The following is a 23,068-nucleotide window of genomic DNA, read 5'->3' on the forward strand; positions in this document are numbered from 1 at the left end:
TTATGTCGATCGAACCCCTGCGCCGCGTGCCGGTGCTAATGGCCTGCCTGCTGGCCGCCTGCGCCAGCGTTGGTCCGGACTACCGGGCGCCCCAGCCTGTTGTGCCGGCTGTCTGGCAGTCCGTGCCGGTGGAGGGTATGCGGCAGGCCGATCCGCAAGCCCTGGCCCGCTGGTGGACCCAGCTGGCCGACCCGCAGCTGAGTGCGTTGATGGACGAGGCGCTGGAGGCCAATCCGGACCTGAAGAGCGCCCGTGCCGCGCTGCGTGCCGCCCGGGGCAGCCGGGACCTGGCCTCGGCCAGGCGCTTCCCGACCCTAAATGTGTCTGCCGGAACCAGCCGCAGCTCCGCCCTCGGTGCTGCCCGCACGCTGTATGAAGCGGGCTTCGACGCCGCGTGGGAGCCAGACGTCTTCGGCGGCACCCGCCGCGCGCTAGAGGCCGCCGAGGCAGATCTGGACGCGGGCTTGGCCGACCTGCACGCCACTCAGGTGAGCCTGACCGCCGAAGTGGCTCTCAACTACGTCGAGCTGCGGGCCTTCCAGGCGCGCTTGGCGATTGCCCGCGACAATCTGGCCAGCCAGTCGGAAACCCTGCAGATCACCGACTGGCGCGCCCAGGCTGGGTTGGTTGGTAGCCTCGACGTGGAACAGGCGCGCAGCAACCGGGAAACCACCCGCGCGGTGATTCCAAGCCTGGACACCGGCCGCGCCGAGGCCGAGCACCGACTGGCGCTGCTCACCGGGCACACACCAGGCAGCCTGCATGAACGGCTGGTCGTAGCGGAGGGCGTGCGCAGCGGACTGCTGCCGCAACTGCCGGAGGCCACCGGACTGCTGATCCCCGCCGAGGTGCTGCGCCAGCGCCCCGATGTGCGCGCCGCCGAGCGGCGCCTGGCGGCCGAGACAGCCCGCGTCGGGCAGGCGGAGGCCGCGCTGTATCCATCCTTCAGCCTGTCGGGCTCCATCGGCCTGCAAGCCCTCGGCCTGTCCACCTTCAGCGGCGGCGGGCAGGTGGCGCGCTCGCTGGCCGCAGCGGTCAGCGGGCCCTTGTTCGATGCCGGTCGCCTGCGCGCCCAGGTCGAGGTGCAGGACGCGGTGCGCGAACAGCAGCTGGCCGCCTACGAGAAAGCCGTGCTGACCGCGCTGGAGGACGTCCAGAACGCTCTCGTTGCGCTGGCCAACAGCCGCCAGCGGCGCGAAGCCCTGGCCTCGGCTGCCGAGGCGGCCCGCAACGCGGCGCTGCTGGCGCGCTACCAGTACGCTTCCGGCCTGATCGACTTCCAGACCGTGCTGACGACCGAGCGCAGCCTGCTCAGCATCGAAGACAGCCTGGCTTCGGCGGAGGCCGAGCGCGTGACGGCGCTGATCCAGCTCTACAAGGCCCTCGGCGGCGGCTGGTCCGCCGACGGTAGCGAGGCCGCGCCCCAATCCGGAAAAGACACATGAACAAGCCCGAATCCCCGTCCGTGGATACGCTCCGCGAACTCGTCCTCAGCAGCGGCCAGGGCCGCTTCGGTGGGCGCCGTCGCTTGCTGGTTGGCGGCACCGCAGCTGTGCTGGTGCTGGCGGTTGGCATTGCCCTGTTCGGCAACGGTGGCGACGAAGGGCCGCGCTACCGGACCCAGCCGGTCCGCAAGGGTGAGTTGGTCATTAACGTGTCGGCCACCGGCAACCTGCAGCCGACCAACTCGGTGGATGTGGGCAGCGAGCTGTCCGGCATCATCGAGACGGTGCTGGTGGATGTGAACGACCACGTGAAGAAGGGGCAGGTCATCGCCCGCCTCGATACCTCCAAGCTCAAGGATCAGGTGCGCCAGTCGAAGGCCGACCTGGCGGCCGCCGAGGCCAAGGTGCGCCAGGCCCAGGCGACGGTGGCTGAAACCGTAGCGAGCCTGGCCCGCCTGCGCGAGGTGGCACGCCTGTCCGGCGGCAAGGTGCCGTCCAAGGCCGAGCTGGACAGCGGCGAGGCTGCTGCGCTGCGCGCCGTGGCCGACCAGAAGGCCGCCGAGGCCTCCGTCGCGTCGGCGAAGGCGCTGCTCAGCACTTACGAGATCAGCCTGTCCAAGGCCACCATCCATTCGCCGATCGACGGTATCGTGCTGACCCGCAAGGTGGAACCGGGCCAGACCGTGGCGGCGGCGATGACCGCGCCGGTGCTGTTCACGTTGGCCGAGGACTTGCGCCGCATGGAGCTGCAGGTGGATGTGGATGAGGCCGATGTGGGCAAGGTGAAGGAGGGGCAGGACGCGCGTTTCCATGTCGATGCGTGGCCGGGGCAGAACTTCCCGGCGACCGTCACGCGGGTCGGCTGGGGCTCCCAGACCAAGGACCAGGTGGTGTCCTACCTCACCATCCTCGCCGTGAAGAATGATGAGCTAATGCTGCGCCCGGGCATGACCGCCACCGCCGAGATCACCACCGCCCGTCGCCAGGACGTGCTGCTGGTGCCCAACACCGCGCTGCGCTTCTCGCCGCCGGTGCAGCACGAAACCCAGAAACGCAGCCTGCTGGCCAGCCTCATGCCGCGTCCCCCTGCACCGCCCCCCAAGGCCGCGTCGGACGCCGCCACCAAGGACGGCACCCAGACCCTGTGGCTGCTCAAGGACGGCCAGCCGCAGGCCGTGAAGGTGAGCGTGCTCGGTACCAACGGCCAGGTGTCGGAGGTCCGTCCGGTGGATGGGGATGCGGCGCTGCCGCCCGGCGCCGACGTGATCACCGAGGCGCTGGCAGCCAAGAAATGAGCGAGCCGCTGATTGCCCTCTCCGGCGTCACTCGCAGCTTCGGCAGCGGGGCTGCGGCATTCCAGGCCTTGCGCGGCGTAGATCTGACCGTTGAGGAGGGGGATTTCGTCGCCATCATGGGTCCCAGTGGCTCAGGCAAGTCCTCGCTGATGAACATCCTAGGGTGCCTCGATACCCCCAGCGGCGGTAGCTACCGCTTCCGTGGCCTTGCTGTGGAGAGCCTGAACCGCGATCAGCGGGCCATGCTGCGCCGCCATGCGCTGGGCTTCGTCTTCCAGGGCTTCAACCTGCTGGCGCGTACCTCGGCCCAGGAGAACGTGGAGCTGCCGCTGCTTTACCGCGGCGAGCCAGCGGCCCGACGGCATGAGCTGGCGCGCGCCGCACTGGCCTCCGTTGGCTTGTCCGGCTGGGAGCACCACACACCAGCCGAGCTGTCCGGCGGCCAGCAGCAGCGCGTGGCGATCGCCCGAGCGCTGGTCACCGGGCCATCCCTGTTGCTCGCCGATGAGCCCACCGGCAACCTCGACACCGAGCGCAGTCGGGAGATCATGGACCTGCTCGCCGGCCTCAACCGGGAGCAGGGCATCACGGTGCTGATGGTGACCCACGAGCCGGACATGGCCGACTACGCCCACCGCATCGTGCGGCTCGTCGATGGGCGCATCGCCAGCGACACGCGCAAAGCGGCGGCGCCAGCCGAGGAGGGGGCGCGATGATCTGGAATGCGCTGCTGCTCGCGCTGCGGGAGATCCGCCGCAACCTGATGCGTTCCTTCCTGACCATCCTCGGCATCGTCATCGGTGTGTCGGCCGTGATCACCATGGTCACCCTTGGCAACGGGGCAACCCAGGCGGTGTCGGACCAGATCGCCAGCCTGGGCAGCAACCTGCTGATCATCCGCCCCGGCCAGCACCTCGGCCCCGGCCGGGATTCGGCCGGCGCGGCCCAGTTCAAGGTGGCCGACGTGGACGCCCTGCGCAATCAGGTGAGCGGGCTGGCGGCGGTGGTGCCGCTGAGCAGCAAGAGCGTCACCCTGGTGGCGATGTCGCGCAACTGGTCGTCCGGCGTCACTGGCACCAGCCGCGACTGGTTTGCTACAGGCAAGTGGCAGATGGCGGGGGGGCGGATCTTCAACGAGGCGGAGGAGCGTGCTGGCGCGGCGGTGTGCGTGATCGGCGACACCATCCGGCGCGAGCTGTTCGGCGGACAGGATCCGGTCGGCCAGCAGATCCGCGTCAAGCAATTCTCCTGCGAGGTCATCGGCCTGCTGGCGTCCAAGGGGCAGTCTACGATGGGCAACGACCAGGATGATCTGGTGGTGATGCCGTTGCGCACCGTGCAGCGCCGCCTCACCGGCTCGGTGGACGTGGCGACGCTGATGGTGTCGGTGCGCGACGATGCGTCGATGGACACCGCCAAGGAGCAGGTGACCTGGCTGATGCGTGAGCGCCGTCATATCGGCCTGGGCGACAACGATGACTTCGCGGTGATGGACACCCGCCAGATCGCCGAGACCCTGTCCGGCACCACCAAGGTGATGACTGGCCTGCTCGGCGCGGTGGCGGCGGTGAGCCTGCTGGTGGGCGGCATCGGCATCATGAACATCATGCTGGTGTCGGTCACCGAGCGGACCCGCGAGATCGGCATCCGCCTGGCCATCGGCGCGCTGGAGCGGGAAGTGCTGCTGCAGTTTCTCATCGAGGCGGTAGTGCTGGCCTCGATGGGCGGCATCGTCGGCATCGTGCTGGCCACGCTGGCGTCCATTGGAGGTGCGGCGCTGATGCACGTGCCTTATCTCTTCAACCCGGGCATCAACCTGTTGTCCTTCGGTTTCTCGGCGGCCATTGGTGTGCTGTTCGGCTATGTGCCGGCGCGTCGGGCCGCGCGTCTCGACCCCATCGAAGCCCTGCGTCACGAATAGGCTGGGGCTAGCTTGCGGCATCCGGGGCGCGCGTCCGCCCTTTGAAGCCCAATTTGGGGTACGCAAGCCGGAACTTAGCGTGTCGTGCTGCCTCTACGAAGAACGCCCCCCGCGCCAGCGCAGCCAAAAAGGCTGGTGTGGGGATTCATGACTCGCCGTTCTTCGACGGTCCGCGCCTGCGTCTGATGCCGGCCGTGTGATTGTCCGGAAGGAGATTGCATGGCGCCTGATCTTTCTTTTCTCCCCGGTTGGATTGCTCCCCTCGATACCAGCTTCTGGCTGGCCATGTTGCTGGTGATTGCACCATTGGCAGGTGAGGCGGTGTTCCGCCTGCTCGGCTGGCCGCGCATCGTCGGCTATACCCTGGTTGGCCTGTTTGCCTCGGCGAGTCATTTCGACGCTGGCGGGCTGGCCTTGTCGGAGGGTTTCCGCCATGGCCTGGAGGTGGCGATGGCGGTCTTGTTGTTCGAACTCGGCAGCCGGGTGCACCTGCACTGGCTGCGTGACAATCCGTGGCTGATCGCCACCAGCCTTGCCGAAGCCGGCATGACCTTCGTGATGGTGTTCGGCATCGGCCACTACCTCGGCCTCGGCGTCGGCAGCTCAATTGCGGTAGGTGCGGTGTGCATGGTCAGCTCGCCGGCGGTGGTGATGCGCGTGGCTTCCGAGCTGAACGCCCGCGGCCAGGTCACCGAGCGCCTGCTGATGCTGTCGGCCCTCAACACGATCTATGCGGTGCTCGCCGTGCAGGTGCTGCTCGCGCTGCTCGGGCAGGCCCACGGGCAGCACGTACTGCAGTCCCTGCAGGCGCCGCTGCGCTATCTGGTGAGTACCTTTGTGCTGGCGCTGTTGCTGGCGGCGGCGGTTGGCGTTGCGCGCCGGCGTCTCGACCTGGCCAACGAGAACAGCGTGCTGCTGCTCATCGGCCTGTTGTTCCTGGCGCTGGTGCTGGTCCGCCTGACCGGTGCATCACCTATCCTGGTGCCGTTGTTGGCCGGGATGGTGCTGCGCAGCCGCGACCTGCGGCCCTGCTTGTGGCCGCGCCACTTTGGCACGGCCGGCGGGGCGCTGGTGGTGCTGCTGTTCGTCGTGAACGGCATGGCGGCCGACTGGCGCATGATCGTCGGCGGTGGTATCGCCGGCGTGACGATCGTTGTCCTGCGGGCGGCGGCGAAGGTCGGCGGCAGCGTGCTCTTCGGGCGCTTGTCGGGCTTGTCGATGGGGCAGTCGGTGGCCTTGGGCATTGCGCTGCTTCCCATGTCGGGCACGGCCTTCCTGCTGACCGCCAGCCTGTACCTGGCCTTCCCCGACCTGGGCCGGCACGTGGCGGCCGCGCTGGCTGGTGCCGCCGCGGTCATGGAGATCGCCGGTCCCATCGCGACCCAGTGGGCGTTGCGCCATTGCGGCGAGACCACAGCCGGAAAGGAGGCCTCCCGTGCCGCTTGAAGCCTTTTCCACTTCCCGTGCGCTGACCCTGGGGGTCGAGCTGGAGCTCCAGTTGGTGGGCACCCATGATTTCGACCTCGTCGCGGCGGCGCCGGATCTGCTGCGGGTGCTTGAGCAGCAGGGCTTCGTCGGCGACGTGAAGCCCGAGATCACGTCGAGCATGATCGAGATTGCCACCGGCATCTGTGAGGACTACGGCGACGTGCTGGCGCAGCTCACGGCCCTGCGTGATGGCCTGCTGGAAGGCGCCCGCCGCCTCGACATCGGCATCTGCGGCGGCGGCGCCCATCCCTTCCAGCTATGGGGGGAGCGGCGGATCACCGATGGCGCCCGCTACAAGCACTTGAGCGATCTGTACGGTTACCTGGCCAAGCAGTTCACAGTGTTCGGGCAGCACGTGCACATCGGCTGCCCGGGCCCCGACGAGGCGCTGCAGTTGTTGCACGGTATGTCGCGCTTCATCCCGCACTTGATCGCCTTGTCGGCCTCGTCGCCTTTCGTGCAGGGACACGATACCGGCTTCGATTCGGCGCGGCTCAACTCGATCTTCGCCTTTCCGCTATCTGGTCGAGCCCCTTTCGTGCTCACTTGGTCCGATTTCGAGGCCTACTTCGAGAAGATGACGCGGACCGGGGTTGTGAAGAGCATGAAAGACTTCTATTGGGACATCCGCCCGAAGCCCGAGTACGGAACGATTGAAGTCCGGGTGCTGGATACGCCGTTGAGCGTGGAGCGGGCAGCGCGTCTGGCCGCGCTGATCCAGACCATCGCCCGCTGGCTGATGGTGGACAAGCCCTTCACGCCCGCCGAGGACGACTACCTCGTTTATGCCTTCAACCGCTTCCAGGCCTGCCGCTTCGGCTATGAGGGGGTGTGGGTGGATCCTGAAAGTGGCGAGCGCCATGTGCTCGGCGATGCGATCGTTGCGCTGGTGAACCGCATCGGGCCTCACGCCGCAGTGCTGGGCACCCAGGCCGCCTGCGCCGCCCTGGCCCACGATGCCGCCACGCGCTGGAACGACGCGGCATGGCTGAGGGAGCAATACCGTGCCGATCCTCTGCTCCCCGAACTCGTGCGTCGACAGTGCCTGCGCTGGGCCGCCTGAAATGGCTTGACCTCGTGCCGCGTCCCAAGGAGGCTTCCCTCCCGGATTTTCGCGGGGCTTTCTGTGGAAGGAACTGCCGTAGGGGCGAATTCATTCGCCCCCACAACGGTAAGAGGGGGCGTGCGCTTTCCGCCCGTAGTCCGTCAGCGGGTAGCGCGCTTGCGCACCGCTTCCACGTAGGCGCGGGCGTCCAGCGGCGCCTTGTCGCGCTGGGCTTTCCAGATGGTCTCGCCGAGACATTCGAGCACGTCGTGCAGCGCCGCGTGACGGTCGCCGTGGCGAGCCTGGCATTGCTCGAAGGCTTCGCGGAGGCCCGGCGGCTGGTTGATGGACAGCTGCTCTTCAATGGCCAGGTGCAGGGACAGGTGCAGGAAAGGGTTCACCTGCCCGTCCTCGGGGCTGAAGTCCTTCATCACCGCATCCGGGTCTTCCAGCAGCCCGTGGTATTCCGGGTGATGGGCCACCAGGTCGGCGGCGATGATCTCGAGCTGGGTCAGAACTTCGCGGTTCTTGTGCTTGCTCCAGGCACTGACGAAGAACTGTCGGGCCTGGTTACGGGAGGGATCGAACATGGTGGTATGCGTGTTGTTGGGGCTGTGGGGCGGACTCATCCGCCCTCGGGTGTTGGAATGTGGAAGGGCATTTCACTGGAGGTGAATCTGCTGTGGAGGCGAATGAATTCGCCCCTATGTTTTGTCGCGGTACAGGCACAGGTCGCGGATGATGCACTCGCCGCACTTGGGCTTGCGGGCGATGCACACGTAGCGGCCGTGGAGGATCAGCCAGTGGTGGGCGTCGCGCATGTACTCCTTGGGGATACGGCGCAGCAGGCGCTTCTCCACTTCCAGCACGTCCTTGCCCGGCGCCAGGCCAGTGCGGTTGGCGAGGCGGAAGATGTGGGTATCCACGGCCATCGTCGGCTCACCAAAGATGGTGTTGAGAACCACGTTGGCGGTTTTGCGGCCAACACCGGGCAGGGCTTCGAGGGCGTCTCGGTCGTTGGGCACTTCACCGGCGTGGCGCTCCAGCAGCTGGCGGGACAGGGCCAGGGTGTTCTTGGCCTTGTTGCGGAACAGGCCGATGGTCTTGATCTGCTCGGCGATGCCTTCTTCACCCAGATCGGCCATGGCTTCCGGTGTTGGCGCCAGTGCGAAGAGCTTGCGGGTGGCGATGTTGACGCCCTTGTCGGTGGCCTGAGCGGACAGGACCACGGCGACCAGAAGCTGGTAGGGCGTCGCGTATTCGAGCTCGGTGGTCGGGTTCGGGTTGGCTTCGCGCAGGCGGCGGAAGGCTTCGGCAACGGCGGCCAGGCGCATGTCGGGCATCAGGCAGGCTCGGCGGAAGTGGGTTCGGGCGCCTGCGGGGCCGGCGGATTGCTGCGTGCGCGGGCCTGGCGGCGGGCCTCCAGCCAGTTGCGGCCGGCGATCAGGCAGCCCAGCGCGAAGAAGGCGCCGGGCGGCAGGATGAAGGTGAGGAAGCCCGGGTAGTCGCCGCCAAAGACTTGGATTTCATGGGCGCCGGGAATGACCATCTCGATGCCCGAGAACAGCGTACCGTTGCCGATCAGTTCGCGCATCGCGCCGAGCACGGTGAGCACCATCGTCGCGCCGAGCCCCATCGCGGCGCCGTCCAGCGTGGAGGCCAGGGGTTCGTTCTTGGCGGCGAAGGCCTCGATGCGGGCCAGCACGATGCAGTTGGTGACGATCAGCGGGATGAAGATGCCAAGCACCAGATACAGGGAGTGCAGGTAGGCGTTCATCGCCAGGTCCACCACGGTGGTCAGCGCGGCGATGATCAGGATGAACACCGGGATGCGGATCTCGTAGGGGATGAAGTTGCGCAGCAGCGAGGAGGCCAGGTTGGACATGGCCATCACCAGCACGGTGGCGAGGCCCAGGCTGACGGCATTGACGATGTTGGTGGTGATGGCCAGCGTCGGGCACATGCCGAGGATCTGCACGACGCCGGGGTTCTGTTTCCACCAGCCGTTCCAGGCTATGTCGCGATAAGCACGCAAGTCCATGGTTGTCGCTCCTTAATCAGAGGGATGCGCCGGTGGCCGCGCCGAACAGGCGGTCCCGGTTGGCGGCGGCATAGCGGGCGGCGCGGGCGACGGCGTTGGTCACCGCGCGGGCGCTGATGGTGGCGCCGGCATGGCTGTTGATCTGGCCGCCGTCCTTCTTTACCTTCCAGGCGTCGAGAGGCTGCGCGGCGGGACTCAGGCCGGAGAACTGGCCGATCCACGGGGACTTCTTGTCCTTGTCCTTCTTCGGGTCGATGTAGTCGCCGAGGCCGGGGGTTTCCCGGTGGGACACGACGCGCACACCGTTTACGCTGCCATCCGGGCGGATCGCGATGATCAGGTCGATGTTGCCGCTGTAGCCGTCGGGCGCCGTGGCCTCCAGCAGCAGTCCGGCGGGGGCGCCAGCCTTGCGGGCCCGATAGACGCGGCCGCCGTGGTCAAGACCCAGTTCGTGGGTCGGGCCGAGCTGCACGTAGTCGTCCAGCAGCGTGTTGTCGTAGGCATCGGTCGCCAGCACCTCGGTGACGAGTTTCATCTTCTCGTCGTTGGCCGAGGCGGCGATCTGCTCGTGGGTGGCTTCGTAGGTGAAGGCCATCAGCGCCGTGAAGGCGGCGGTAAAGGCCATCATCACGCCGGCGGTGCGGGTGGACAGGCCCAGGATGGTCGGCTGGCTCATGCTCAATCCTTCTTGTGGCCGAAGACCGGAGCCTGGGTGTTCATGTCGATCAGCGGCACGCACAGGTTCATCAGCAGCGTGGCGAAGGCGACTCCGTCCGGGTATGCGCCGAAGGCGCGGATCACGAAGGTCAGCACGCCGGCGCCGGCGGCGAACAGTAGTTTGCCGCGGGGCGTGGTGGCGCCGGAGACCGGATCGGTGAGGATGAAGAAGGCACCCAGCATGGCGCCGCCGGAAGCCAGATGGAAGACCGGCGAGGCGAAGCCCTCTGGGCGGACCGCCCACAGCAGGCCGGCCGACGCCGCCAGCGCCAGGCAGAAGGCGCCGGGGATGTGCCAGGTGATGATGCGCCGCTGCAGCAGCCACAGGCCGCCGAGCAGGAAGCCGAGGGCCACCCATTCGCCGCCCTTACCGCCGAGCATGCCGTAGGCTGGGCCGTCCATCAGCTGGGACGCGCGCAGGCCGTGAAGCTGGGAGTCGGGATTGGCGGCGGCGCGCAGCGCGGTGCGCAGCGCGTCGAGGGGCGTGGCGCCGGTAATCGCGTCCACCTGACGGGCGCCGCCGAAGATCAGTTGCAGCTGGCTGGAGAAATCCAACTGGCCGGTGGCCGGCCATTGGGACATCAGCGCCGGGTAGGCGACGATCATCAGGCAGAAGGCCGCCATGGCCGGGTTGAAGGGGTTCTGACCGAGACCGCCGTATAGCTGCTTGACGACCACGATGGCCAGCAGCGTGGCGGTGACGGTGAGCCACCAGGGCACGATGGGGGGGAAGGTGAGGGCGATCAGCCAGGCGGTGACGATGGCCGACAGGTCGCTGAGGAACAGCGCCTTGGGCTTGCCGCGGATCGCCAGCATGGCGGCTTCGCCGGCCAGTGCGGCGGCGGAGGCGAGGGCGAGCTGCACGAGGATGCCGGCGCCGAAGAACCACACGTAGGCGGCGATGCCGGGCACGAGGGCCAGCAGCACCTGCAGCATGACTTGCTGGACGCTGGCCGTTTTGCGGACGAAGGGTGAGTTGATCATCGGTGTGCGTGGCCTGGATCAGGCGTCCGGAGTCGGAGGCGTGGCTGTAGCCGCCCGGCGGGCTTCGATCGCGTCGATGTCGGCCTGGGTTTCGGCGCTGAGCTGTTCGGTATTCTTTGGCGCGACCTGGGCCTTCTGCTGGCGGGCTTTCTCCATCGCGGCCGCGATCAGCGCGCGCTTGGTGTCCTCGGCAGACGGGGCTGCCGGCTTGGCTGTGTCGGGTGCTTCCGCGGCAGGGCTGGCCGTACCGGCCTGACTGTCGGCGGCGACCTTCTCGCGGGTCGCGGCGGCCTTGGCGGCGAGCTTCTCGGCCTTCTCCTGCTTTTCCCGTTCCTGGCGGAAGTTCTTGAACTCGAAGCGGTCACGGGCGGCGTCGGAGGCCGATTTGTCGCGCTCGCGTGCCCAGATCTCGCTCTTGGAGAAGCGGAAGTAGTCCACCAGCGGAATGTGGGACGGACAGACGAAGCTGCAGCAGCCACATTCGATGCAGTCGAAGAGGTGGTATTCCTGGGCCTTGCCGAAGTTCTTCGAGCGGGAGAACCAGTACATCTCGAAGGGGGCGAGATCCGCCGGGCAGGCCTTGGCGCATTCGCCGCAGCGGATGCACGGCATTTCGGGCGGCGGCGGCGGGAACAGGGCCGGGCTGCCGACCAGGATGCAGTTGGTGGCCTTGACCACCGGCACGTCGAAGGCCGGCAGGCGCACGCCCATCATCGGGCCGCCCATGATGTAGCGGTCGGTATCCGGACGTGGGCCGGACTGGCGCACCACGTGGTCCATCGGCGTGCCGATGAGGACTTCGTAATTGCGCGGCTGGTCCACGTTACCGGCCACGGTGACGACGCGGGAGATCAGCGGCCGGCCGAATTCCAGCGCTTCGAAGATGCTGTAGGCGGTGCCGACGTTGAAGCACTGCACGCCGAAATCGGTGGAGCGGCGGCCGTGGGGGACCTCGATGCCGGTGAGCACGCGGATCAGCTGCTTGGCGCCACCGGCGGGGTAGCGGGTGGGGATGGCGACGGCCTCGATGCCGGTCTGGCCGCTTGCGGCGATGGCGGCCTGCACGGCGGCGACCGCTTCCGGCTTGTTGTCCTCGATGCCGATGAGCACTTCTTCGGCCTGCAGCATGTGGCGCATGGCGACGATGCCCTTCAGCATGTCGGCGGCGCGTTCGCGCATCAGCAGGTCGTCGCAGGTGATGAAGGGCTCGCACTCGGCGCCGTTGATGACCAGCGTCTTGAGGCGGCCTTCCTTGCCGGGCTTGAGCTTGGCGTAGCTGGGGAAGACGGCGCCGCCGAGGCCAACGACGCCAGCGTCGCGCAGGAAGTCGCGTAGTTCGTCGGGGGGCGTCGTGCGGTAATTGACCTTGTCCAGCTCGCCCCAGCGGTCTTCGCCGTCGGGTTCGATGATCACCGATAGCGTGCTGAGGCCCGAGGTGTGCGGCATCAGGGCCGGGGCCACGTCGCGCACGATGCCGGACGTCGATGCATGCACGGCGGAGGACAGGCTGCCGTCGGCACCGCCGATGCGCTGGCCCTTGAAAACCTTGTCGCCGGGCGCCACCAGAGGACGCGGATGGCCGCCGACCGCCTGGTGCAGGGGGATCACCAGCCGATCCGGCAGCGGTATCGATGCGATCGCTTGGGTGGTGGATTCGGCCTTGTGGGTCTGCGGCTTGACGCCGCCGTGGAACTTGAAGAGTTTGCGCAGCATCAGGCGGCCTGCTTGATCTGGATGACCGGGTAGCGCCATTTCCAGGTGTCGAGGGTGTCGACGATGGGCTCCATGGCGATGCAGTCCACCGGACACGGGGCAACGCACAGCTCGCAGCCGGTGCATTCGCTGGCGACGACGGTGTGCAACTGCTTGGCGGCGCCGACGATGGCATCCACCGGGCAAGCTTGGATGCACAGGGTGCAGCCGATGCAGGTGTTCTCGTCGATCACCGCGACGGACTTGGGCTTTTCGACGCCGTGTTCTTCGGACAAGGACTTGAACTCGCGGCCGAGCAGGTCGGCGAGTTTGCGGATGCCTTCCTCGCCACCGGGCGGACATTGGTTGATGTCCGCCTCGCCGGACGCGATGGCGGTGGCGTAGGGGCGGCAGCCGGGAAAGCCGCACTGGCCGCACTGGGTCTGCGGCAGGATGGCGTCGATCTTTTCGACTAGCGGATCGCCTTCGACCTTGAACTTGAGGGAGGCATAGCCGAGCAGCGCCCCGAGCACCAGGGCGACGGCGGTCATCACGAGAAGGGCGGTGAGCATGGCGGGGCCGGGAACGGAATGGCGGGGGGTTAGCGGTACTTGTCGAGGCCGGCGAAGCCCATGAAGGCCAGGCTCATCAGCCCGCCGGTGACCATCGCGATGGCTGTGCCCTTGAAGGGCGCCGGTACGTCGGCGCCGTCGAGGCGCTCACGGATGCCGGCGAACAGCACCAGCGCCAGCGAGAAGCCGACCGAGCTGCCGAAGCCGAACAGCAGGGACTCGACCAGGTCGTGCCGCAGGGACACGTTGAGCAGCGGCACGCCGAGTACCGCGCAGTTGGTGGTGATCAGCGGCAGGTAGATGCCGAGTACCTGGTACATGACCGGGCTGGTCTTCTGGATGACCAGCTCGGTGACCTGCACGATGGCGGCGATGATGACGATGAAGGCCAGCGTTCGAAGGTATTCGACACCGGCGGGCATCAGCACGTAGTGGTCGATGAGGTAGCTGGTGCCACAGCCGAGGGTCAGCACGAAGGTGGTGGCGGCCCCCATGCCCATCGCGGCGTCGAGCTTCTTCGACACGCCCATGAAGGGGCACAGGCCGAGGATGCGGACGAGGACGACGTTATTCACCAGAACCGCGCCGAGGATCACGAAAAGGTAGCTGCTCATGGCTGTCGGTATCGGAGTGACGATAAGTTTGGATTATCCCGCGCCGACCGTGCCGCATTCAAGCTCGCTACGGCCAGCGTGTGATTTCAGACGAAGTCCTTGGTCTCCTCGACCGCCTCGCGTACCAGGGCCGGGCCGCGGTAGATGAGGCCACTGTAGATCTGCACGAGCTTGGCGCCGGCCTCCAGCTTGGCGCGGGCCTGGCGGCCGTCGAAGACGCCGCCGGCTGCGATGATCGGGACTTCATTCTGCAGCGCCTTGGCGAGGGCTGCGACGACGGCGGTGGAGGCCTCGAACAGCGGCGCACCGGACAGACCGCCCTGCTGGTCGCCGTAGTGGATGCCTTGCACCTTGTCGCGCGCCAGCGTGGTGTTGGTGGCGATCACCGCGTCGATGCGGTGACGGCGCAGCGCGTCGGCGATGTTGACGATCTGGCTGTCGTCCAGGTCTGGTGCGATCTTGAGGGTGATCGGCACATAGCGGCCGTGCTTGTCGGCCAGTTGGGCCTGGCGTGCCTTGAGCTGTCCGAGCAACGCGTCGAGTTCCGACTCGCCCTGCAGTTGCCGCAGGTTCTTGGTGTTCGGCGAGGAGATGTTGACGGTGATGTAGCTGGCCAGCGGATAGGCCTTGTCGAGGCAGATCAGGTAGTCGTCGGCAGCCCGCTCGATCGGCGTGTCGGCATTCTTGCCGATGTTGATGCCGAGGATGCCCTTGAATTTGGCGGCTTCCACGTTGCCGATCAGCGCATCGATGCCGTGGTTGTTGAAGCCCATCCGATTGATGATGCCCTTCACCTCCGGCAGGCGGAACATGCGCGGCTTGGGGTTGCCGGGCTGGGCGCGGGGGGTGATGGTGCCAATCTCGATGAAGCCGAAGCCCATGCGGGCCAGGCCGTCGATGATCTCGCCGTTCTTGTCGAGGCCGGCGGCCATGCCGATGCGGTTCGGGAATTGCAGGCCCATGACTTCCACCGGCTTCGCAGGCAGCGGCTTGCCTGCCGGCAGCAGGCGGCCGGTAAGGTTGAGGCCGGCGAGGGCGGTTTCGTGGGCGGTCTCCGCGTCGAGGGAGAAGAAAATGGGGCGTGCGAGTTCGTAGAGCATCCCGCATTCTACCGCAGCGCGGCAAAGTGCTGTTTCTAAACCCCGTTTCGGGCTTCAGTCGAGGGCGAAGCGGAATTGCAGGCCGAGGTAGCCACTGTAGCCGGGCAGGTTGGGCAGGGCGACCAGGTTGGCGCCGACGCGGCCGAATTCCGCCGAGACGGTTGGGATCACAAGTACTGGTGACGGGTAGCCGCTGCCCACCAGACCGAAGGCGCCGAAGCGGAACGGGCCGGCCTGCAGCGGCATCCAGCGGGCTCCGGCGTAGAAGGTGTTGCGATCGTAGCTGTTGCGGAAGTAACCGGCGGTGGCGACCCACGGGGTGCCGGTGAATGCACGCTCGAAGCCGGCGCCTGGATTGAATTCGCGCCAGTCACGGCGATCCGGCTGGAAATGGTGGGATACGCCGGATACGGTCAGCCAGTCCTGGTGGGGCGTGTTCTGGAAGTCGTCGAGGCTGGGCGCGGCTGCGACAAGGGGTGCGCAGACAAGCAGGGGCAAGGCTGCGGCTGTGCGTAGCAGAAAGTGCATCGGGGGTTCTCAGTCGAGTTTGTCGAGGTCGGCGTCGGTGAGGGTTTGCCACTGGCCGCCGACACGCCCCTGGATTGGGCGGAAGCGGGCCTTGTAGGCCATCTTGCGGCTGTCCCGGATCCAGTAGCCGAGGTACAGGTAGGGTAGATTGAGCTGGCGGCACACCTCGATCTGCCACAGGATGCCGAAGGTGCCTAGGCTGCCGCTGGCCTGGTCCGGGTCGTAGAAGGTGTAGACGCTGGATAGGCCGTCGGTCAGGCAGTCGATGACGCTGACCATGCGCAGGATCCCGTTCTCGCGGAATTCGAGCAGGCGGCTGTCTACGTGGCTTTGAAGCAGGAAATGGGCGTATTGCTCGCGGTTGTCCTGGTCCATGCCTCCGCCGGCGTGGCGGGTGGCCTGGTAGCGCTGGTAGAGGGCGTAGTGCTCCTCGATGAACTCCAGCGGCATCTCCCGAGGGAGCAGGCCGGCATGGGCGGCCCAGGCCCGGCGCTGGCTGCGGTTGGGCGTGAAGCTGGCCACCGGGATGCGTACCGGGACGCACGAGCGGCAAGCGTCGCAGTAGGGGCGGTAGGTGAATATGCCGCTGCGCCGGAAGCCGGTGTGCACCAACTCGCTGTATAGCGGCGTGTCGATCAGGTGGCTGGGGGTAGCCACCTGGGAGCGGGCCTGGCGGTCCGGCAGGTAGGAGCACGCGTAGGGGGCTGTCGCGTAGAACTGCAGTAGCGAGTAGGGATAGTCCTTCAGCATGGGGCTACGTCCAGGGGGCTTGCGCTCCGTTCAATGGCCAGCGCTCCGGGGGCGGGCCTTCCTGCGTTGCTTCGTCGAGCAGCTTGACGAAGGTTGAGCGAGGAATCTCCTGCCCCCCCAGCGAGGCTAGGTGCGAGGTCGTCATCTGGCAATCTAGCACGCGAAATTCCCGTTGCTCAAGGAAGCGGGCCAGGTGTGCGAAGGCAATCTTGGAGGCGTCGGTACGTCGGCTGAACATGGATTCGCCGTAGAAGGCGCGCCCGAGCGCCATGCCGTACAGTCCGCCGGCTAGTTCGCCGTCGATGTAGGTTTCGACCGAGTGGGCATAGCCGAGTTCGTGCATGCGGATGTAGGCGTCCTGGATTTCGGTTGTGATCCAGGTTCCTCCGCCGGGTTTGCGTGGGGCTGCGCAGGCGTGGATGACCGCCGGGAAGTCGTTGTCCAGGCGCACTTCGTAATGGGCATTGCGCAGGGTCTTGCGCAGGGAGCGGGTCACGCGCAGCTGGTTTGGGAACACGACCATGCGAGGGTCGGGGCTCCACCACAGGATTGGTTCGCCTTCGTTGAACCACGGGAAGATGCCGCGTCTGTAGGCGGCGAGCAGCCACTCCGGGCTGAGTGTGCCGCCGGCCGCCAACAGCCCGTTGGGCTCGCGGAGGGCACGGGTGACCGGTGGAAAGGCGGGTTTGCTGCCGAGCCAGGGAATCATGTCGGATCAGGTGCGGTATGAACCGGATCCGGACAGGATATCAGGCGATCGGGGGGATGCGCTTGGCCAGCCGTGCTGCAGGACTAAAGGCTTGACCGAACTACGCGTTCAGTTAGATTGCGGCTGGCGTGACTGGCCGCTGGGCAACACCCGGCGAGCGCCGTCGTAACGGGCAGCCCAGTAGTCGAGACGCATGTCTTCAACGCGAACTACGCCGCCCGTAGAAGGTGCATGTACAAACTGGTAGTTGCCGAGATAGATGCCAACGTGGGAGAAGGCGCGGCGCATGGTGTTGAAGAACACCAGGTCGCCCGGCTTCAGCTCGGCGAACTTGACCTGTTCGCCCATCTGGGACATTTCGGCTGCAGTGCGTGGCATGCCGAAGCCGAGGGCATCAGCGAACACCTTTCCGACGAAGCCGCTGCAGTCGAATCCGGTGAGGGGGCTGGTGCCGCCGAATCGATAGGGGACGCCGAGGAAGTTCAGGCTACGGTCGACCAGGCTGCGGATCGAATCGGTGTAGCGCTCGAACATCGAAGCCGGAAGGGCTTCATCGTTGGCGTTATTGGAGGGCTCCGACGCAAGGACCGCGCCGGAACACGCGATCGCTACAAAAAAGCCGAGTATCGTCTTTTTGATAGGCATCAAATAACTATACCCAATGGATTGATCAGTGTAAAGATTTTCGACATACATTGAGTTGTGCCGTGCAGCATGTGCATTGCTGCACGGAGTTCAAGACAAACCATCGCTAGTATCGGTTCCGCACTGGTCGCGAGCAGCAACGTTCAGGAGGCCGCGCGGGAGGTTGGCCGTACCGGTCGGCACACCTCCGTTGAAGGGCCCTTCGGCTTTCTGCAGCGACGCGCTCGTGCCAGTCGCACTAATTCGATGTCACGCAAACAGGTTCAGGATGCCGTCGAGGCCGCTGTGGTTCAGCGCGTAGGTAGCTTTTTCCCGAACCACCGGTTTGGCGTGATAGGCAATGCCGACGCCCGCTTCCGTGAGCATCGGCAAGTCGTTGGCGCCATCGCCGGCTGCAATCGCGCGGTCGGCGGCAAAGCCGCGCTCCTGGCAGACCTGTAAAAGCGTCTTTCGCTTGATCTGGCCGTCCACGATCTCACCTTTCACCCGTCCGGTCAGTCGGCCATCGACGACTTCCAGTTCGTTGGCCACCGCATAGTCGAAGCCCAATTGTTGCTGCAGGCGCTCCGTGAAATAGGTGAAGCCGCCGGATACCAGCACGGTCACGATGCCTGCCTGCTTGAGGCCGGCGATCAACGTTTCAGCGCCGGGGTTCAGCTTGAGGCGCTCGTTGAAAACACGCTCCAGCGCCGCTTCAGGCAGGCCAGCCAGAAGAGCGACGCGGCGGGTCAGGGACTCGCAGAAATCCAGCTCGCCGCGCATGGCGGCTTCCGTGATCTGGGAGACTTCCTGCTTGAGGCCCTGCATGTCGGCGATCTCGTCGATGCACTCGATGGTGATCAGCGTCGAGTCCATGTCGGTGACGAACAGGCGGTAATCGGCCAGGCGCTGGTTGTCGGGTACGAAGGCGTAATCCAGCGCATGCTGCTCGCAGTAGCCAGCCACTTCCGGATGGGGCGTGGCGCCAAGCAGCCGGAATGCGGTGTTGCTGATGCGGCCAATGCCTTCCGAGGCCGTCAGGGCAGCTAGATCCTTCAGGGCGCGGGTTTCGACCTGCGGACCCTGTACGACGAGATTCATCAGGTTGCGCTCCGTTGGGCCAGGGCTTCCCGGAGGATGTCGCGGGTGTTGCGGATCATCGTTTCGGTGGTGCTCCAGTCCACGCAGGCGTCGGTCACCGAGCAGCCATAGCGCAGCTCACTGAGATTGGCGGGGATCGGCTGGTTGCCTGCCTCGATGTTGCTCTCGATCATCAGGCCGACAATGGAGCGGTTGCCTTCGCGGATCTGGTGGGCGACGTCGCGCATGACCAGCGGTTGGTAGTCGGGGTTCTTCCACGAGTTGGCGTGGGAGCAGTCGATGACGATGTTGGCCGGTAGCTTGGCCTTGACCAGGGCTTTCTCTGCGAGGGAGACCGACACGGTGTCGTAGTTCGGACGGCCGCCACCGCCACGCAGCACCACGTGGCCGTATGGGTTACCGCGAGTACGGATGATCGAGGACTGGCCCTGGCCGTTGATGCCGAGGAAGCTGTGGGGGCTCGAGGCTGACAGAATGCCATTGACGGCGGCGTCCAGAGAGCCGTCGGTGCCATTCTTGAAGCCGACCGGGGTGGACAAGCCGGAGGCCATTTCCCGGTGGGTCTGGGATTCGGACGTGCGGGCTCCGATGGCGGTCCAGGCGATCAGATCGCCGTAGTACTGAGGCGCGATGGGGTCCAGTGCTTCGGTACCGGCGGGCAGCCCGGCTTCATTCACGTCGAGAAGGAAGCGGCGGGCCTTCTCCATGCCTTCGTCGATGCGGAAAGAGTCATCCATGTGGGGGTCGTTGATGTACCCCTTCCAGCCGGTGGAGGTGCGCGGTTTTTCAAAATAGACCCGCATCACCAGAACCAGAGTGTCGGAGACTTCGTCGGCGAGCTTCTTGAGGCGGCGGGCGTAGTCGAGGCCGGCGATCGGATCATGGATGGAGCAGGGGCCGACGACGACGAAAACCCGCGGATCCTTGCGGTCGAGGATGGCCTGCAGGGTCTGGCGGCCTTCAAGGACCACCTTCGCGGCTTTGTCGGTGAGCGGCACGCGGGCGGTGATTTCCTCGGGGGAGGGCATGCGGTCGAAGGCCGCGATGTTCAGGTTTTCGGTCTGGGCGAAGGGCATGGCGGACTCGCTGTGTGAGTAGCGGAATCCGATATTTTACCCCGAAGCGCCGTATCTCATCGTATGGCGCATCAGTCCGAGTACGCTGGGTAGTTGGATGTCGACGTAGTCAGGCTGGCGCAGGCTGCGGCTGATCCATACCGTTCGCATCCCAAGGTGCTTGGCGGTGCGCAGGTTCTCAGCGCTGTCCTCGACTAGGATGCAGCGCGCCGGGTTGAGGCGATGATCCCTGATCAGGTGCAGGAAACCACGCTGTTTGGGCTTGGGATGGTAGCGCATCTGCTCGACCGCATAGACGTCGGCCAGCAGGTGGCGGATGCCCATGATGTCGAGCACGGCTTCGGCGTAGCGTTGCGGGCCGTTGGAAAAGACGATCTTCTTGCCCGGCAGGCGGCGCAGCAAGTGGCGCAGCGCGTTGTCGAAAACGACCATCCTTGGCAGGTCGGGAAACTGGTGGGTTTCGTGCAGGAAATGCCGAGGGTCGGTGCCGTGGTGGCGCATCAGGCCGGTGAGGGTGGCGCCGTAGCGGCGCCAGTAATCCACGCGCAGCTGGTTGGCTGCAGCCTCGTTCAGATCCAGCTGGCGCATGAGGTAGGCCGTCATGCTCCGGTTGATGTGCGGGAAAATGTGCGAACTGGCGTTGTGCAGTGTGTTGTCGAGGTCGAACAGCCAGACGGGGTGCATGCTCACGCGGGCTTCCGCTCGAAACGGATGATTGCGCGGCCGTCGTCGGCGACCTTGGGGGCGGCTTTCCAGGCGTGACCGTAGACGACTTCGACAGTGGCCGGCAGGCGGCCGTCCCGGCGCAGTTTTTCGTAGTTGGCGCGCAGGGCTTCCCAGTGGCGTTTGCCAACGAGTCCGTGCGGCCTGGTGAGCGCGGCGTTGTTGGAGCCGCTGACGCGAAGGTCGCGGAACAGGTCGTCCAACTTGGTGTACGTGACCGTCAGCATCTCCATGTCCATCACCGGGTCGGAAAAGCCCGCGCCGACAAGGGCGTCGCCCAGGTCGTGCATGTCGATGAAGCGATGCAGGTGCTCTGCATCCGATGGCGGCAGGGCGGCGCGCAATTCCTTCAAGGTGTCCGGACCGAGGGTGGCGAACATCAGCATGCCGCCGACTTCCAGCACCCGGTGGATTTCCTTCAGGGCCGGCAGCGGATCATGGAACCACTGCAGCATCAGGTTGGACCAGATCAGGGATACGCTGCCACGGGCCAGCGGCAGTGCCGCAGCATCGGCGCAGACGAAGTCGGGATCGGACGGCTTGCCGAAACGCATGATGCGCTTGAGCAGGCCGCGTTCGCCACGGGCTTGGGCGAGCATGGCCGGTGAAACATCCACCGCAACGCGGTGAATATCGGGGTAGCGCGTGGCAAAGCCCGGCAGGTCTGCGCCGGGGCCGCAACCCAGGTCGAGGATGCGCTTCGGCTCGATGCGGATGTAGTCGAGGCGCTCGGCCATGCGCCGGGAGATCTCCCGGGCCAGAGTGTCGACGCTGGCGTAACCGGCCGCCGCCCGCTCGGCCCGGCGCCGCACGAGGCGCGGGTCGAGCTGGAAGTCCGGCATGGTCATGGGCGGCTGTGGCTTAGAAGGACTTTAGGCCGAGACGGGCGAACAGCTTGTCGTCGGCGTCGGCGTCCGGGTTGTCGGTGGTCAGCAGGCGCTCGCCGTAGAAGATCGAGTTGGCGCCGGCCATGAAGCACAGGGCCTGCACCGCGTCGCCGAGCTCTTGGCGGCCCGCGGACAGGCGCACGTAGCTCTTGGGCATGGTAATGCGCGCGGCTGCGATCATGCGGACGAAGTCGAAGGGGTCGATCGCTTCGTTGTTGCCGAGTGGCGTGCCTTCCACCTGCACGAGGTTGTTGATGGGCACGGAATCCGGCGGCGGGTTCATGTTGGCCAGCTCGGCGATCAGCGCCGCGCGGCTCTTCTTGGTTTCACCGAGGCCGACGATGCCGCCGCAGCACACGTTGATGCCGGCGTCGCGCACCTTTTCGAGGGTGTCGAGACGATCCTGCAGGGTGTGGGTGGTGATGATCTGGCCGTAGAACTCCGGCGAGGTGTCGATGTTGTGGTTGTAGTAATCGAGGCCGGCGTCCTTCAGCTGTTCCGCCTGGCCGTCCTTGAGCATGCCGAGGGTGACGCAGGTTTCGAGGCCAAGCTTTTTCACTTCACGGACCATGTCCAGCACCGGGGCGAGGTCCTTTTCCTTCGGGCCGCGCCAGGCTGCGCCCATGCAGAAGCGGGACGCACCCTTGGCCTTGGCGGCCCGGGCGTTCTCGAGCACTTCGCCCAGCGGGAGCAGGGATTCCTTCTCAAGGCCGGTATCGTAGCGGGACGACTGAGAGCAGTAGCCGCAGTCCTCGGAGCAGCCGCCAGTCTTGATCGACAGTAGCGTGGAGCGCTGGACGGCGTTGGGCTCGAAATTCTCCCGGTGCACCTGCTGGGCGCGGAAGACCAGGTCATTGAAGGGCAGGGCGAACAGCGCCTCGACTTCGGCGACGCTCCAGCGCTTGCGCGCGGGCGTGGTGACGGTGGAGGGAGCGCTCTCTGCGTGGGCGACGGTGGCGGTCATTGTCATGCACCCTTTTTTTGGCTGTAATTCAAAATTACGAAGCCTTTTAGTTTCCCCGAAGGGGTCCGGACTTGTCAAATCAAGTGCTTGGATGGCGGGCCTGGCTGGAGGCCGGCGCGAACATCCTTTTCCCGCAGCAGTGCTTTGCCTGTGGCGCACCGAGCGGCAATGGTGTGCTGTGTCCGGTTTGCTCGGCCGGGTTACCAGGAGCGGGCGCGGCGCGCTGTCCGCGTTGTGCCCTGCCGGTTCCGGGAGGCGAGATCTGCGGTAGTTGCTTGCGTGAGCCGCCGCCCTTCGAGCGGACCCTGGCGGCCCTCGATTATGGGTTTCCGGTCGATCGACTGGTCCATGCGCTGAAGTACGGGCATCGGCTGGCGGTCACGCGACTTTTCGTGGACCGGATGTCTGCCGCTGCGGTTCCTGAGGCGGATCTGGTCGTGCCACTACCGCTCCACGTGTCCCGCTTGAGTGCGCGAGGGTTCAATCAGGCTGCCGAGATTGGCCGTCCTCTGGCGCGGGAGTGGGGTATTCCCTTCGTCTGCGATTGCATTGAGCGGGATGTGAATACCACGCCTCAGGCTGGTTTGCCGTGGAAGGACCGTGCCGCCAACGTGCGCGGGGCGTTTCGAGTGACGACCCGGGTCGAAGGGCTGCGCGTGGTGGTGGTGGACGACGTGATGACCACTGGAGCGACGCTGGCGGAACTGGCGCGGACGCTCAAGGGGGTTGGTGCGCTCAGCGTGGAGAACCGGGTGCTGGCGCGAACGCCGCCGCCAGGTTGATCGGTCGGCG

At 66.2% G+C, this 23,068-nt stretch carries 25 protein-coding genes and 1 pseudogene; 8 read left to right on the plus strand and 18 right to left on the minus strand.

All coding sequences use genetic code 11. The features are described 5' to 3' along the window. The first annotated feature begins 2 nt into the window (after nt 1-2). The 6 genes from ACE3RX_RS01890 (at nt 3) to ACE3RX_RS01915 (ending at nt 7,212) form a co-directional block, all read left to right on the plus strand. On the plus strand, nt 3-1,445 hold the full coding sequence (locus ACE3RX_RS01890) for an efflux transporter outer membrane subunit (RefSeq protein WP_374479710.1): 1,443 nt from the start codon (nt 3-5) through the stop codon (nt 1,443-1,445). Further along, nucleotides 1,442-2,740 carry an efflux RND transporter periplasmic adaptor subunit gene (locus tag ACE3RX_RS01895; RefSeq protein ID WP_374479712.1) on the plus strand — a complete coding sequence of 433 codons (1,299 nt, stop codon included), beginning with the start codon at nt 1,442-1,444 and terminating at the stop codon, nt 2,738-2,740. The genes ACE3RX_RS01890 and ACE3RX_RS01895 overlap by 4 nt, the downstream gene beginning before the upstream one ends. Then, on the plus strand, nt 2,737-3,456 hold the full coding sequence (locus tag ACE3RX_RS01900) for an ABC transporter ATP-binding protein (RefSeq protein WP_374479714.1): 720 nt from the start codon (nt 2,737-2,739) through the stop codon (nt 3,454-3,456). The genes ACE3RX_RS01895 and ACE3RX_RS01900 overlap by 4 nt, the downstream gene beginning before the upstream one ends. Continuing rightward, complete coding sequence (locus ACE3RX_RS01905) at nt 3,453-4,661, plus strand: ABC transporter permease (RefSeq protein WP_374479716.1); 1,209 nt, start codon at nt 3,453-3,455, stop codon at nt 4,659-4,661. Before ACE3RX_RS01900 ends, ACE3RX_RS01905 begins: the two co-directional genes overlap by 4 nt. 219 nt (nt 4,662-4,880) lie before the next feature. Next, a complete protein-coding gene (locus ACE3RX_RS01910) occupies nt 4,881-6,107 on the plus strand; it encodes a cation:proton antiporter (RefSeq protein ID WP_374479718.1) in 1,227 nt (408 codons plus the stop codon). Then, entirely contained in the window at nt 6,097-7,212 is a 1,116-nt protein-coding gene (locus ACE3RX_RS01915; RefSeq protein WP_374479720.1) for a YbdK family carboxylate-amine ligase, read from the plus strand. Before ACE3RX_RS01910 ends, ACE3RX_RS01915 begins: the two co-directional genes overlap by 11 nt. A 143-nt stretch (nt 7,213-7,355) precedes the next feature. On the opposite strand, the gene ACE3RX_RS01920 is transcribed toward ACE3RX_RS01915, so the two are convergent. The 18 genes from ACE3RX_RS01920 to bioB all read right to left on the minus strand — a co-directional run bounded on the left by ACE3RX_RS01920 (nt 7,356) and on the right by bioB (nt 22,282). Continuing rightward, nucleotides 7,356-7,784, minus strand: coding sequence for a DUF1841 family protein (locus ACE3RX_RS01920; RefSeq protein WP_374479722.1), 429 nt, complete (start codon nt 7,782-7,784; stop codon nt 7,356-7,358). Nucleotides 7,785-7,898: 114 nt separating this feature from the next. Continuing rightward, nucleotides 7,899-8,528, minus strand: a complete 630-nt coding sequence (gene nth / locus ACE3RX_RS01925; protein ID WP_374479908.1) for an endonuclease III — start codon at nt 8,526-8,528, stop codon at nt 7,899-7,901. An 8-nt stretch (nt 8,529-8,536) separates the two neighbouring features. After that, a complete protein-coding gene (locus tag ACE3RX_RS01930; protein ID WP_374479724.1) occupies nt 8,537-9,235 on the minus strand; it encodes an electron transport complex subunit E in 699 nt (232 codons plus the stop codon). A gap of 16 nt (nt 9,236-9,251) precedes the next feature. Beyond that, nucleotides 9,252-9,911 (minus strand): electron transport complex subunit RsxG, encoded by a 660-nt coding sequence (gene rsxG, locus ACE3RX_RS01935; RefSeq protein WP_374479726.1) that lies wholly within the window; start codon nt 9,909-9,911, stop codon nt 9,252-9,254. A gap of 2 nt (nt 9,912-9,913) precedes the next feature. Beyond that, complete coding sequence (locus ACE3RX_RS01940) at nt 9,914-10,936, minus strand: RnfABCDGE type electron transport complex subunit D (protein ID WP_374479728.1); 1,023 nt, start codon at nt 10,934-10,936, stop codon at nt 9,914-9,916. An 18-nt stretch (nt 10,937-10,954) separates the two neighbouring features. Next, on the minus strand, nt 10,955-12,649 hold the full coding sequence (gene rsxC / locus ACE3RX_RS01945) for an electron transport complex subunit RsxC (RefSeq protein WP_374479730.1): 1,695 nt from the start codon (nt 12,647-12,649) through the stop codon (nt 10,955-10,957). Continuing rightward, the gene (rsxB, locus tag ACE3RX_RS01950) at nt 12,649-13,200 is read right to left on the minus strand and encodes an electron transport complex subunit RsxB (RefSeq protein WP_374479732.1); all 552 of its coding nucleotides are present in this window, start codon (nt 13,198-13,200) and stop codon (nt 12,649-12,651) included. Before rsxB ends, rsxC begins: the two co-directional genes overlap by 1 nt. 29 nt (nt 13,201-13,229) lie before the next feature. After that, the gene (gene rsxA, locus ACE3RX_RS01955) at nt 13,230-13,814 is read right to left on the minus strand and encodes an electron transport complex subunit RsxA (RefSeq protein ID WP_374479734.1); all 585 of its coding nucleotides are present in this window, start codon (nt 13,812-13,814) and stop codon (nt 13,230-13,232) included. A gap of 86 nt (nt 13,815-13,900) precedes the next feature. Beyond that, on the minus strand, nt 13,901-14,914 hold the full coding sequence (locus ACE3RX_RS01960; RefSeq protein WP_374479736.1) for a quinone-dependent dihydroorotate dehydrogenase: 1,014 nt from the start codon (nt 14,912-14,914) through the stop codon (nt 13,901-13,903). A gap of 54 nt (nt 14,915-14,968) precedes the next feature. Continuing rightward, on the minus strand, nt 14,969-15,442 hold the full coding sequence (locus ACE3RX_RS01965; RefSeq protein WP_374479738.1) for a hypothetical protein: 474 nt from the start codon (nt 15,440-15,442) through the stop codon (nt 14,969-14,971). 9 nt (nt 15,443-15,451) lie between these two features. Beyond that, nucleotides 15,452-16,192: an arginyltransferase gene (locus ACE3RX_RS01970; RefSeq protein WP_374479740.1), complete on the minus strand. Its 741-nt coding sequence runs from the start codon at nt 16,190-16,192 to the stop codon at nt 15,452-15,454. 4 nt (nt 16,193-16,196) lie between these two features. Continuing rightward, nucleotides 16,197-16,901: a leucyl/phenylalanyl-tRNA--protein transferase gene (aat, locus tag ACE3RX_RS01975; protein WP_374479742.1), complete on the minus strand. Its 705-nt coding sequence runs from the start codon at nt 16,899-16,901 to the stop codon at nt 16,197-16,199. 108 nt (nt 16,902-17,009) lie between these two features. Continuing rightward, a complete protein-coding gene (locus ACE3RX_RS01980) occupies nt 17,010-17,546 on the minus strand; it encodes a C40 family peptidase (RefSeq protein WP_374479744.1) in 537 nt (178 codons plus the stop codon). A gap of 249 nt (nt 17,547-17,795) precedes the next feature. Continuing rightward, the gene (gene serB / locus ACE3RX_RS01985; RefSeq protein WP_374479746.1) at nt 17,796-18,626 is read right to left on the minus strand and encodes a phosphoserine phosphatase SerB; all 831 of its coding nucleotides are present in this window, start codon (nt 18,624-18,626) and stop codon (nt 17,796-17,798) included. Continuing rightward, on the minus strand, nt 18,626-19,702 hold the full coding sequence (locus tag ACE3RX_RS01990) for a 3-deoxy-7-phosphoheptulonate synthase (protein WP_374479748.1): 1,077 nt from the start codon (nt 19,700-19,702) through the stop codon (nt 18,626-18,628). The genes serB and ACE3RX_RS01990 overlap by 1 nt, the downstream gene beginning before the upstream one ends. A gap of 36 nt (nt 19,703-19,738) precedes the next feature. Then, nucleotides 19,739-20,392, minus strand: coding sequence for a pyrimidine 5'-nucleotidase (locus ACE3RX_RS01995; RefSeq protein ID WP_374479750.1), 654 nt, complete (start codon nt 20,390-20,392; stop codon nt 19,739-19,741). After that, nucleotides 20,389-21,273 carry a methyltransferase domain-containing protein gene (locus tag ACE3RX_RS02000; RefSeq protein ID WP_374479752.1) on the minus strand — a complete coding sequence of 295 codons (885 nt, stop codon included), beginning with the start codon at nt 21,271-21,273 and terminating at the stop codon, nt 20,389-20,391. Before ACE3RX_RS02000 ends, ACE3RX_RS01995 begins: the two co-directional genes overlap by 4 nt. A 13-nt stretch (nt 21,274-21,286) precedes the next feature. Further along, complete coding sequence (gene bioB, locus ACE3RX_RS02005) at nt 21,287-22,282, minus strand: biotin synthase BioB (RefSeq protein WP_374479754.1); 996 nt, start codon at nt 22,280-22,282, stop codon at nt 21,287-21,289. Nucleotides 22,283-22,359: 77 nt separating this feature from the next. Between bioB and ACE3RX_RS02010 the strand changes: the two are divergent. After that, a pseudogene (locus tag ACE3RX_RS02010) lies at nt 22,360-22,542 on the plus strand (double zinc ribbon domain-containing protein); the annotation flags it as partial. 9 nt (nt 22,543-22,551) lie between these two features. Further along, nucleotides 22,552-23,058 carry a ComF family protein gene (locus tag ACE3RX_RS02015; RefSeq protein WP_374479910.1) on the plus strand — a complete coding sequence of 169 codons (507 nt, stop codon included), beginning with the start codon at nt 22,552-22,554 and terminating at the stop codon, nt 23,056-23,058. The last annotated feature ends 10 nt before the right edge of the window (nt 23,059-23,068 follow it).

Origin of the sequence: Zoogloea sp. (assembly GCF_041914405.1) — a bacterium.
Lineage (GTDB): Bacteria > Pseudomonadota > Gammaproteobacteria > Burkholderiales > Rhodocyclaceae > Zoogloea.